Annotated in this window: 7 protein-coding genes; all 7 read right to left on the bottom strand. The window is 62.2% G+C overall.

Going from position 1 to position 12,597, the window contains the following annotated elements; all coding sequences use genetic code 11:
* Positions 1-116 precede the first annotated feature (116 nt).
* On the bottom strand, positions 117-1,499 hold the full coding sequence (trhP, locus tag PGH32_RS10815) for a prephenate-dependent tRNA uridine(34) hydroxylase TrhP (RefSeq protein WP_314420557.1): 1,383 nt from the start codon (positions 1,497-1,499) through the stop codon (positions 117-119).
* A gap of 120 nt (positions 1,500-1,619) precedes the next feature.
* Positions 1,620-2,327, bottom strand: a complete 708-nt coding sequence (gene baeR, locus PGH32_RS10810) for a two-component system response regulator BaeR (protein ID WP_314420555.1) — start codon at positions 2,325-2,327, stop codon at positions 1,620-1,622.
* A 23-nt stretch (positions 2,328-2,350) separates the two neighbouring features.
* Complete coding sequence (baeS, locus tag PGH32_RS10805) at positions 2,351-3,736, bottom strand: two-component system sensor histidine kinase BaeS (RefSeq protein WP_314420930.1); 1,386 nt, start codon at positions 3,734-3,736, stop codon at positions 2,351-2,353.
* A complete protein-coding gene (gene mdtD, locus PGH32_RS10800) occupies positions 3,736-5,145 on the bottom strand; it encodes a multidrug transporter subunit MdtD (RefSeq protein ID WP_337894020.1) in 1,410 nt (469 codons plus the stop codon). The genes baeS and mdtD overlap by 1 nt, the downstream gene beginning before the upstream one ends.
* A 1-nt stretch (position 5,146) precedes the next feature.
* Complete coding sequence (gene mdtC, locus PGH32_RS10795; protein ID WP_337894019.1) at positions 5,147-8,221, bottom strand: multidrug efflux RND transporter permease subunit MdtC; 3,075 nt, start codon at positions 8,219-8,221, stop codon at positions 5,147-5,149.
* Positions 8,218-11,337 (bottom strand): MdtB/MuxB family multidrug efflux RND transporter permease subunit, encoded by a 3,120-nt coding sequence (locus PGH32_RS10790; RefSeq protein ID WP_314420550.1) that lies wholly within the window; start codon positions 11,335-11,337, stop codon positions 8,218-8,220. The genes mdtC and PGH32_RS10790 overlap by 4 nt, the downstream gene beginning before the upstream one ends.
* Positions 11,337-12,590 (bottom strand): MdtA/MuxA family multidrug efflux RND transporter periplasmic adaptor subunit, encoded by a 1,254-nt coding sequence (locus PGH32_RS10785; RefSeq protein ID WP_337894018.1) that lies wholly within the window; start codon positions 12,588-12,590, stop codon positions 11,337-11,339. Before PGH32_RS10785 ends, PGH32_RS10790 begins: the two co-directional genes overlap by 1 nt.
* Positions 12,591-12,597 lie beyond the last annotated feature (7 nt).

Here is a 12,597-nt window from a genome sequence, read left to right as displayed (position 1 = left end):
TTCAGCTTGATATCCGGCCGTGCAGAGAATGCTGTTTAATGTTTGTCGTTAGAAGCCAGCGCATCATAGCCGGGATGTTCCCCCGGTACTGTGATCGGATTCTAAGATCGATAACCTTATGAAACTTCTTTTGCCAGTTCCACCGCGTGCGGATTGCGGGTGGTGGTCCCGGCCAGGTTACGCATCAGCAGGGCGTACTGCAGGTCCATCTCCTCCGGCAGCGGCAGCCATACCAGATGACCGTTGCCCGGTGCCACCTCTATCGCCTGCGCCTTGCCGTTCTCCATCTGCGTCAGCGTGAAGTTAATATTGCCCGCCGGGGTCATCAGCTCCAGGCTGTCGCCGACGCTGAATTTATTCTTCACGTCCACCTGCGCCAGCGCGCCGCGGCGTTCGCCGGTGAATTCGCCGACAAACTGCTGGCGGTCGGAAACCGAATAGCCCGCGTCGTAGCTCTGATAGCTGTCGTGCGTATGGCGACGCAGGAAGCCTTCGGTATAACCGCGATGCGCCAGCCCCTCCAGCGTCTCCAGCAGGGCGGGATCGAACGGCTTACCGGCGGCGGCATCGTCAATGGCGCGGCGATAAACCTGGGCGGTACGCGCGCAGTAGTAAAACGACTTGGTGCGGCCCTCAATCTTCAGGGAATGCACGCCCATCTGCGTCAGCCGCTCCACGTGCGCCACCGCGCGCAGATCCTTCGAATTCATAATGTAGGTGCCGTGCTCGTCCTCAAAGGCGGTCATGTATTCGCCGGGGCGCATCGCCTCTTCAATCATAAACACCTTGTCGGTGGGCTGGCCCACGCCCAGCGTCGGCTCAACGTTCTGCACCGCAATCGGCGGCTGGCGATGGACGATGTTGCCGATGGCGTCCTCTTTGCCTTCTTCCACGTTGTATTCCCAGCGGCAGGCGTTGGTGCAGGTCCCCTGGTTCGGATCGCGCTTGTTGATGTAGCCGGAAAGCAGGCAGCGCCCCGAATAGGCCATGCACAGCGCGCCGTGGACGAAGATCTCCAGCTCGATTTCCGGCACCTGCTGGCGAATTTCGCTGATTTCTTCCAGCGACAGCTCGCGCGAGAGGATCACCCGCGTCAGCCCCATCTGCTGCCAGAATTTCACCGTCGCCCAGTTCACCGCGTTGGCCTGCACCGACAGATGAATATCCATCTGCGGGAAGGCCTCGCGCACCAGCATTATCAGGCCGGGGTCGGACATTATCAGCGCGTCCGGCCCCATATCGATAACCGGCTGCAGATCGCGGATAAAGGTTTTCAGCTTGGCGTTGTGCGGGGCGATATTGACCACCACGTAGAACTTCTTGCCCTGGGCGTGCGCTTCGTTGATGCCGATCGCCAGGTTCTGGTGGTTAAATTCATTGTTGCGCACGCGCAGGCTGTAGCGCGGCTGACCGGCATAAACGGCGTCTGCGCCATACGCAAAGGCGTAACGCATATTTTTCAGCGTGCCGGCCGGGGAGAGGAGTTCCGGTTTAAACATAATTTCTCAGTCTGATGTCAGGTCAGATCTTGCCAGGATGGCTGCCCCCTGCGGCGTGGCGTCGCGGAGGGCAGATTTCGGTGCGAGATTGTAAGGCAGGGAGGCGTGAGAATAGTTGATCTAAATCAATCGGCAGATATCGGCTTCCCAGCGATAGCCCATGCCGTACACCGCACGGATAAACGGCTGGCTGGCGTCCAGCGATTCCAGCTTGCGGCGCAGATTTTTAATGTGGCTGTCGATGGTGCGATCGGTCACCACGCGATAGTCGTCATACAGCTGGTTCAGCAGCTGCTCGCGGGAGAAGACCTTGCCCGGCTCGTGGGCCAGGGTTTTCAGCAGGCGGAACTCGGCCGGGGTGAGATCCAGCGGTTTATCATCCCAGCTGGCCTGGAAGCGGTTCTCATCCATACACAGCAGCGAGGTTTGTACCGCCGCCTCTTTCGGACGCAGGCAGCGCTTGAGGATGGTTTTCACCCGGGCCACCACTTCACGCGGGCTGAACGGCTTGCAGATATAGTCGTCCGCGCCGATCTCCAGCCCCAGCAGGCGGTCAATTTCTTCGGTTTTGGCGGTGACCATAATCACCGGCAGCTCGGAGAAGCGGCGCAGCTCGCGGCACACCGACAGGCCGTCCAGCCCCGGCAGCATCAGATCCAGCAGCATTAAATCGGGTTGATTCTGCTTCGCCCACGCCAGCGCCTCGTCGCCGCGCATCAGGTGGTGGGTGCGATAGTTGGCGGCCTGCAGATAATCCACCAGCAGCTGGCCGAGCTTGGGTTCATCTTCGACGATTAAAATCAGCGGTGCCGGTTTTTCCTGCTCCATATCACTTCCTCAGTACGGATCAATCAGTGCGGTTTGTTGGGTAAGTTTATCGTAATTTTCAGGCCGCCGGCGGCGGAATGCTGGGCGTTCATCGTACCGTCGTGGGCCGTCACGATATTCTGGCAGATAGCCAGCCCCAGCCCGGAGCCGCCGCTGGCGCGGTTGCGTGAGCCTTCGGCGCGGTAGAAACGATCGAAAATCTGCTGCAGCTGATCGTCATTGACGCCCGGTGCGCTGTCCTCGAAGCAGAGCCGATTGCCGCCGGGGCCGGTTTCAAGATGAATACTCAGGCCGCCGCCGGCGTCGGTATAGCGCAGGCTGTTCTCCATCAGATTGGTTAACAGCTGTCCCAGCCGGTCCGGGTCGCCGAACTGTGGGGCGGTGTCCGGCAGCGACAGGTTAAGCTGCAGCCCCTGCTGCTCATAGCGATGTCGGAAATTGGCGGCGACCATTTCCAGCAGCGGCACCAGATCGGTATCGCGCTTGCGGTAGGCCAGCGCGCCCTCGTCGGACAGCGACAGCTGGTGGACATCATCCACCAGCTTGGTCAGGGTGGCGACCTCGCCCTGCAGTGAAATAATCGACTCCGGCGTCAGCTTACGCACGCCGTCCTGAATCGCCTCCAGCTCTCCGCGCAGGATCGCCAGCGGGGTGCGCAGCTCGTGGGAGATATCGGCCATAAAGGCGCGCCGCATGCGTTCGTTTTTCTCCAGCGTGCTGGCCAGGCGGTTGAAGTCCTGCGCCAGGCGGCCCAGTTCGTCGCGGCTGGTGGATTCAACCCGGCTGGTGAAATCGCCGGCGGCCAGATGATGCGTACCCTCAACCAGTCGTTTAACCGGTGCCAGCAGCCCGCGCGACATCAGCCAGGTCACCAGCGCGGCCAGCAGCATGGTCAGGCCGACGATCATCCAGCTGGTGCGGTTTTGCTGCCGGTCAAAATTAATGTCTGCCACGCGGGTCAGGCGCTCGGAGGGGGAGCCGACCACCCAGCCGACTACCTTATTGTCGCTGGTGGTGATCGCCCGGCGCGTGCCTTCCGGCGGCACCGGGCCGCGCGGCCCCATCATCACGCTGAAGTTTTGATCGATAATCCAGAACTGCGTGCGCCAGCCGTGCGGCGGCAGCTGGTTGCTGGACTCCGGGTTCTGATCCAGCGAGCGCAGAATGTTGAACACCAGCCGGTTATTATTGCGCAGAAAGGTCCAGCTGCCGTGCTGCTCGTACTGATCGGCCAGCGCATCGCTCAGCATGGTGATCCGCTGCTCGTTACCGCGCTTAATGTAGTCGATAAAGCCGTGCTCAAAGCTCAGCCGCACGCCCCAGTGCATGGTAATCAGCACCAGCATGCAGGTCGACAGGATAGCGGCGAACAGCTTGGCGGTGATGCCGATGCGTAGACGGGCAAAAATCATTGTTTTCTCCTGCGGGCCAGTACCGTATTAGGGGCGATTTCCGCCGGTACGCGCCAGAACACCAGCGCGGGCAGGGCAATCACCAGCGCCATACAAAGGTAGGTCCAGATAAACGCCTGATGCACCAGCGGGCTGTCCGCCGCCGCCTGATGGCCGAAGGTGCCCAGCAGCAGCCCGGCAACGGTGACGCCGATGCTCATCGACAGCTGCTGTACCATCGACAGCAGGCTGTTACCGCTGCTGGCGAGATCGTCCGGCAGCTCTTTCAGCGTCAGGGTATTCATGGCCGAAAAGCGGATGGCGTTCACCATGCCCTGTAAAAACAGCACCAGCGGCAGCAGCAGGCTCCAGCCCAGCAGCGCCACCACCGGGAACAGCAGCGTCACCAGCGCCAGCGCGACGGTGGAGCCCACCAGCACGTGGCGATAGCCAAAGCGGTTAACGATCTGCACCACGATGCGCTTCATGCCCATATTGCCCAGCACCATCGGGATCATCATCAGCCCGGCGTGCAGCGGGCTGTATCCCATGCCGATCTGCAGGAAAAGCGGCGTCATAAACGGCAGCATACCGCTGCCGATGCGGGCGGTCAGGCTGCCGAGCAGGCCGATGGAGAACACGCGGTTATCAAACAGCTTCAGGCTGAACAGGGCGAGGTCGTTGTGGCGGGCGTGCAGCAGATAAAACAGCATGGCAAACACCCCGGCAAGAATAAACAGGCACAGCAGCAGAGGAGAAATCCCCAGCCCGCGCTGACCGTCCAGCGCCAGCGTCAGCGTCGCCATGCCCACCGCCAGCAGCAGGTAGCCGGTAAAATCGAAACGGCGGGCGATCAGGGTGAAGTTGGGCAGCAGCCGCAGGGTGGCGACGGCACCGACGATGCCCACCGGAATGTTAATAAGGAAAATCCAGTGCCAGCTGGCGTACTCCACCAGCACACCGCCCAGCGTCGGCCCCATCAGCGGACCAATCTGCCCGGGGATGGTGACGAAGGTCATCGCCGCCATATACTGGTCGCGCGGCACCAGCTTCATTACCGTCAGGCGGCCCACCGGCACCATCATCGCCCCGCCGATGCCCTGAACCACCCGCGCCATAATCAGCTGATCCAGCGTGGCGGAAAGGGCACAGCACAGCGAGCCGATGCTGAACAGGATAATGGCGCTGAAAAACACGTTACGCACGCCAAACCTGTCCGCCAGCCAGCCGCTGACCGGCAGCATAATCGCTACCGTCAGCACGTAGGAGACGATCACCGAATGCATATGCAGCGGGCTTTCATGCAGGCTGGCGGCCATCGACGGCAGCGCCGTGTTGACGATGGTGGTATCCAGCGTCTGCATAAAGAACCCGAAGGCAACGATCCACAGCTGCCAGCGAACGGAGGAGGGCGGCGAGGCGTTCACATTATGCGTCCTCCGACACACGCACCGGGCGCGGCCTGCGGCGCAGTTTATCCATATACAGATAAACCACCGGGGTGGTGTACAGCGTCAGCAGCTGGCTCATCACCAGGCCGCCGACGATGGTGATCCCCAGCGGCTGGCGCAGCTCCGCGCCGTCACCGCTGGTCAGCACCAGCGGCAGCGCGCCGAGCAGGGCGGCCAGGGTGGTCATCATAATTGGCCGGAAGCGCAGCAGGCTGGCCTGTTCAATCGCTTCCCGCGCGGTCAGCCCGCCGTTGCGCTGCGCCTCGATGGCAAAATCCACCATCATAATGGCGTTCTTCTTCACGATGCCGATCAGCAGCATAATGCCTATCAGGGCGATCAGGCTGAACGGCGCGCCGAACAGCTCCAGCGCCAGCAGCGCACCGACGCCCGCCGAGGGCAGGGTGGAGAGAATGGTCAGCGGATGCACGTAGCTCTCATACAGAATGCCCAGCACGATATAGACGGTGGCGATTGCCGCAACAATCAGCCACAGCTGGCTGCTCTGCGATTTCTCAAACTCCGCCGCCGTCCCGGAGAAGCTGCCGCGCACGCTGGACGGCACGCCCAGCGCAGTCACGCTGCGATCGATAGCCGCCGAAGCCTGCGACAGCGACACGCCTTCCGGCAGGTTGAAGGAGATGGTCGAGGAGGCCGACAGCCCCTCGTGGTTCACCGACAGCGGCGAGTTCGCCGGCTTCCAGCTGGCAAAGTAAGAAAGCGGGATCGATTTTCCGTCGCTGTTGATCACGTACATCTGGTTCAGCGCGCTGATGTCCTGGGTGTAGCGCGGATCGACCTCCATCACCACCTTGTACTGATTCAGCGGCTGGTAAATGGTGGAAATCTGCCGCTGGCCGAAGGCATTATTCAGCAGGTTGTTGACGTCGGAAACGTCAATCCCGAGGCTGGACATCGCCGCGCGGTCGTAGGTCAGCGCCATCTCCGCGCCTTTATCTTCCTGATCGGAGTTCACGTCGGCCAGTTCCGGCAGGGCGGCAAAGGCGCGGCGGATTTTTGGCTCCCACTCGCGCAGGTCGTCCAGGCTGTCCGACAGCAGGGAATACTGATATCCGGCATTGGACTCGCGCCCGCCGATGCGCAGATCCTGCACCGCCATCAGGAACAGGTTAGCGCCCGGCTCCTTCGCCAGCTTGGTGCGCAGGCGGGCAATCACCTGCTGGGCGTTCTCCGTGCGTTCCGCAAGTGGTTTCAGCGAGATAAACATCGAGCCGCTGTTGGTACGGAAACCGCCGGTAAAGCCGACCACGCTTTCCACCGCCGGGTCGTCATGCACGATGCGCATAAAGTCCTGCAGCTTGTCGCGGATCGACTGGAAGGAGATGCTCTGGTCCGCCTGAATAAAGCCCATCAGCCGCCCGGTATCCTGTTCCGGCATAAAGGTTTTCGGAATGGAGACGTAGAGGTACATGGTCAGGCCGATGGTGGCGAAGAACACCAGCAGCGTCCAGCGCGCGTGGTTAAGTACCACCCGCAGCGAACGGCCATAGCCCCGCTGCACGGCCAGCAGCACTTTGCCGAAGCCGCGAATGCGCTGCTGCTGATGTTTGCGCTGCGGCTTCAGCAGCAGCCCGCACATCATCGGCGTCAGGGTGATCGAGATCAGCAGTGAGATGCCGATCGCCACCGACAGCGTGACGGCAAACTCGGTAAACAGCCGGCCAATCAGCCCGCCGAGCATCAGCAGCGGCAGGAATACCGCCACCAGCGAAATGCTCATCGACACCACGGTAAAGCCGACTTCGCGCACGCCCTGCAGGGCCGCCTGCACCGGTCTCATTCCGGCTTCCACATGGCGGGAAATATTCTCCAGCACCACAATCGCATCGTCGACCACAAAGCCGGTGGCCACCGTCAGCGCCATCAGCGACAGGTTGTTCAGGCTGAAGCCGCACAGGTACATGGCGGCAAAGGTGCCGACCAGCGAAACCGGCACCGCCACCGCCGGGATCAGCGTGGCGCGGCCGGAGCGCAGGAAGGCGAACACCACCAGAATGACCAGGCCGACGGAGATCGCCAGCGACTGCTCCACCTCATGCAGCGAGGCGCGGATGGTCGGGGAACGGTCCTGCGCCACGTTCAGCTCAATGGACGCCGGAATAATCTTGCGCAGCTCCGGCACTTCGGCGCGGATGCGGTCGACGGTGTCGATGATGTTGGCTTCCTGCGATTTGCGGATCATCAGCAGGATCGCCGGTTTGGCATTCGCCATCCCGGCGTTGCGCACGTCCTCAACCGAATCGGTTACGTTGGCGACGTCGCTCAGCCGTACCGCCGCGCCGTTGCTGTAGTGCACGATCAGCGGCTGATATTCCGCCGCGGTTTTCAGCTCGTCGTTGGTTTTTAACTGCCAGCGGTGCTGGTTATCTTCCACCGCGCCCTGCGGCTTGCGCACGTTGGCGTTGGCAATGGTTTCCCTGACCGCATCCAGCGACAGGCCCTGGTTAAACAGCGCCTGCGGGTTCAGCTCAACGCGCACCGCGGGCAGCGAGCTGCCGCCGACCGACACATCCCCCACGCCCTCAATCTGCGCCAGCTTTTGCGCCAGCTGGGTGGAGGCGTAGTCGTAAAGCTGGCCCTGCGAATAGGTATCCGAGGTCAGGGTCATGATCAGGATCGGCGCGTCGGACGGGTTGGCCTTGCGGTAGGTTGGCCGCGACGGCATGCCGCTCGGCAGCAGGCTCTGCGCGGCGTTAATGGCGCCCTGCACGTCGCGGGCGGCACCGTTAATATCGCGGTCGTAGTCAAATACCAGAATAATGCGCGTGGAGCCGAGCGAGCTGCTGGAGGACATTTCCGTCACCCCGGCAATCCGTCCCAGCGCCCGTTCCAGCGGCGTCGCCACCGACGAGGCCATGGTCTCCGGCGAAGCGCCCGGCAGCGAGGCGCTGATCATGATCACCGGAAAATCCACCTGCGGCAGCGGGGCCACCGGCAGCAGCCGGAAGCCGAGAATACCGGCCAGCAGAATTGCCACGGTCATCAGGATAGTGGCGACCGGGCGATGGATAAACAAGGCGAAAAATTTCACTCTGCCTCCCGGCGTGCAAAGCGCTGGCGGGTGGCGTGGGCCAGGCGGTCAAACAGCAGGTAGATAACCGGGGTGGTGAACAGGGTCAGCACCTGGCTGACGATCAGCCCGCCGACCATCGCCGTACCCAGCGGGCGGCGCAGCTCCGCGCCAACGCCGGTGCTCAGCATCAGCGGCAGCGCGCCGAGCAGGGCGGCCAGCGTGGTCATCAGGATCGGGCGGAAGCGCAGCAGACAGGCCTGGTAAATCGCATCGTACGGCGACATACCCTGCTCGCGCTCGGCGGCCAGCGCAAAGTCGATCATCATGATGGCGTTTTTCTTCACGATACCAATCAGCAGGATGATGCCGATGATGGCGATCACGTCCAGTTCGCTGCCGCTGATCATCAGCGCCAGCAGCGCACCCACGCCCGCGGTGGGCAGCGTGGAGAGAATGGTAATCGGATGAATAAAGCTCTCGTAGAGGATACCCAGCACGATATACATCGCCACGATGGCGGCGACGATCAGCCAGACGGTGCTGGACAGCGCAGCCTGGAAGGCGAGGGTGCTTCCCTGGAACTGGGTCATGATCTCCGCGGGCATCTCCATGGTCTTTTCGGCCTGGGTGACGGCGTTCACCGCCTGCTCCAGCGAGTAGCCGTCGCTGACGTTGAAGGAGAAGGTTGCCGACGGGAACTGGTCGAGGTGGTTAATGCTCAGCGCACCGTGGCGCTGTTCAACGCTGGCAATCGCGCTCAGCGGCACGCTGCCGCCGTCGGTGCTTTTCAGCCGCACGGTTTGCAGCGCCGCCAGTCCCGGCGTGGCGGTGGTGTCGTGCTCCAGCACCACGCGGTACTGGTTTGCCTGGGTGTAAATGGTGGAGATCAGACGCTGGCCGAAGGCGTTATACAGCGCGTTATCCACGTCGGCCATGGAAATGCCCAGCCGGCTGGCGGTATCACGATCGACGCGGATATAGGCTTCCAGCCCCTGATCCTGCCAGTCGTTGCTGACGTCCTTCAGCTCCGGCATGGTGTTCAGTTTTGCCAGCAGCTTCGGCACCCACAGGCTGAGCGAGTCGAGCGAACCGGCCTGCAGGGTGAACTGATACTGGGTGCGGCTGACCTGGGTATCGATGGTGAGGTCCTGCACCGGCTGCAGCCACAGGCTGATGCCGGGGATCTGCGAAACCTGCTGCTGCAGGCGGGCAATCACCACCGGAATGCGGTCGTCGCGCTCATCCAGCGGCTTGAGATTGATCTGCAGCCTGCCGCTGTTCAGCGCGGAGTTGGTGCCGTCCACGCCGACAAACGAGGTCAGGCTCTGCACCGCCGGATCTTTCATAATCACCGACGCCACTTCCTGCTGGCGCTGCGCCATGCTGGCGTAGGAAACCGACTGCGAGGCCTGCACGGTGCCGGAGATAATGCCGTTGTCCTGCACCGGGAAGAAACCTTTCGGGATCGCCAGCCACAGCAGCACGGTGATTGCCAGGGTACTCAGCGCCACGCCGAGGGTGATCCACGGATGATTCAGCACCCGGCGCAGCAGGCTGCCGTAGCGGGCGATAACCTTGTCAAACATCGCCTCGCTGGCGCGCGAGAAGCGGTTCTGCCTGCGCAGCGACTCCACGCTCAGCATACGCGCGCACATCATCGGCGTCAGGGTCAGCGACACAATCGCAGAAATCAGGATCGCCACCGCCAGGGTGACGGCAAATTCGCGGAACAGCCTGCCGACGATATCGCCCATAAACAGCAGCGGGATCAGCACCGCAATCAGTGAGAAGGTCAGTGAGATAATGGTAAAGCCGATCTCACCGGCCCCCTTCAGCGCGGCGGTCAGCGGCTTTTCGCCCTTTTCGATATAGCGCGAGATATTCTCGATCACCACAATCGCATCATCCACCACGAAGCCGGTGGCGATGGTTAACGCCATCAGCGTCAGGTTGTTGATCGAGAAGCCGCAGAAGTACATCACCGCGAAGGTGCCGACCAGCGACAGCGGCACCGCCACGGCCGGAATAATGGTGGCGGGAACGTTGCGCAGGAACAGATAGATAATCATTACCACCAGCGCAATCGCCAGCAGCAGCTCAAACTGTACGTCATTTACCGAGGCGCGAATGTTGTTGGTGCGGTCGGTCAGCAGCTTCACGTCGACTGATTTCGGCAGGGAGGCGGTCAGCGCGGGCAGCATCTGGCGGATATTATCCGCGGTATCGATGATATTAGCCCCCGGCTGGCGCTGAACGTTCAGCACAATCGCCTGCTGGCGGTTGGCCCAGGCGCCCAGCCAGCTGTTTTCCGCACCCTGCTCAACGGTAGCCACATCGCCCAGCCTTACCGGCGCGCCGTTAAGGTACGTGACGATCAGCTGGCGATAGCCCTCGGCGGTTTTGATCTGGTCGTTGGCCGACAGCGTGATGGCGCGTTCCGGGCCGTCAAGGCTACCCTTCGCCGAATTGACGTTGGCGTTGCTGATGGCGGTACGCACCGTTTCGGTGGTGATGCCCAGCGAGGCCAGCGCCTGCGCGTTCAGCTTCACTCTGACCGCCGGGCGCTGCCCGCCGGAGAGCGTGACCAGCCCGACGCCGGAGACCTGTGAAATTTTCTGCGCCACGCGGGTTTCCACCATGTCCTCAACCTGGGTCATCGGCATGCTGGTGGTGGTCACGGCCAGGGTCATGATCGGCGGATCCGCCGGGTTAACCTTGCTGTAAACCGGCGGGTTAGGCAGGTCATTTGGCAGCAGGTTGGTGGCGGCATTGATCGCGGCCTGCACCTCCTGCTCGGCCACGTCCAGCGGTAGCGTCAGCTGGAACTGTAACGTCACCACGGAAGCGCCGCCCGCGCTCTGTGAGGACATCTGCTTCAGGCCGGACATCTGGCCAAACTGGCGCTCCAGCGGGGCGGTGACGGCGGAGGTCATCACGTCCGGGCTGGCACCGGGATACAGCGTGACCACCTGAATCGTCGGGTAGTCCACTTCCGGCAGTGCCGAGACCGGCAGCGAGCGATAGCCGATAATCCCGGCCAGCAGGATCGCCACCATTAACAGCGTGGTCGCAACCGGCCGCAGAATAAACTGGCGCGACGGCCCGCCGCCGGTGTTGGAAGGCATTCCCTGCATCAGTCGCTGGCTCCCTTGGCTGGCTGCGCGCTTTTACCCGAGGTCAGCGGCGTGGACTGCGGGGCGACGATTTCGACTTTTGCTCCTTCGGTCAGGCGATCGATGCCGTCGGTGACCACTTTTTCACCGGCCTGCAGGCCGCTGTTAATCACCACCGTTTCGCTGTCCTGAATGCCGACCGTCACGGATTTTTTGCTGACCTTATTGTCGGCGTTGACCACCCAGACAAAGTGGCCTTCGTTGCCCATCTGCAGCGCCGCCGCCGGGATCACGATGGCATCCTGCAGGGTGGCGACCTTCAGGCGGGCGTTCACGAACTGATTGGGGAACAGCCGGTCGTCCTCATTGCTGAAGCGGGCCTTCAGCTTAACGGTGCCGGTGGTGGTGTCGATCTGGTTATCCATGCTCAGCAGCGCACCCTGCGTCAGCAGGGTTTTATTGCTGCGATCCCAGGCTTCCACCGGGACGGCACCCTGTTTCTGCGCGCTGAGAATGGCGCTGATGTCATTTTCCGGCAGGCTGAACACCAGATCGATGGGGTGCGTCTGGGTAATGACCACGATCCCATTGGTGTCGCCGCTGGTGATGTAGTTGCCGACATCCACCTGTTTCAGGCCCACGCGGCCGTCAATCGGCGACGTAACCCGGCTGTAGGTGAGGTTGAGCTTAGCGCTGGCGACGCTGCCCTCATCGGCTTTGAGCGTGCCCAGCGTTTCGCTGACCAGCGCTTTCTGGGTGTCCAGATCCTGCTGTGAGACCAGGCTGGTTTTCGCCAGTTTCTCATAGCGGGCCAGATCGCGGCGGGCGTTAGCCAGCGTCGCCTGATCCTTCGCCAGCTGGCCCTCTGCCTGCATCAGAGCGACCTGCCACGGGCGGGGATCGATTTCGGCCAGCAGCTGGCCGGCTTTCACCTGCTGCCCTTCGGTAAAGTGCAGCGCCATCAAATCACCGTCAACGCGGCTGCGCAGCGTGACGGTATTGGCTGCGGTGACGGTGCCCAGGCCGGAGAGATACTGCGGCACGCTTTTGCTTTGCGCTTCTGCCGCCTGCACCGGGCTTAACTCGGCGCCCATACCGCCAGGCCCACCGGGTCCGCGACCGCCACGTCCACGAGGATGTGCCGATTTGTCTGCGGCGGCAGGTTGAGCTCCCGGAGCGTCAGCATGGCTGTGCCACCAGTACAGGCCGCCGCCAGCCAGTGCGGCAACAATAATAACCAGTGGGATAAGGGGGAAACGGCGCTGTGCTTTCATTAACTCT

Origin of the sequence: Erwinia sp. SLM-02 (genome assembly GCF_037450285.1) — a bacterium.
In the GTDB taxonomy this organism is placed as follows: Bacteria; Pseudomonadota; Gammaproteobacteria; order Enterobacterales; family Enterobacteriaceae; genus Erwinia.
Note: the sequence above shows the minus strand (reverse complement) of the source record. Positions and strands in the feature narration are given on the sequence as shown.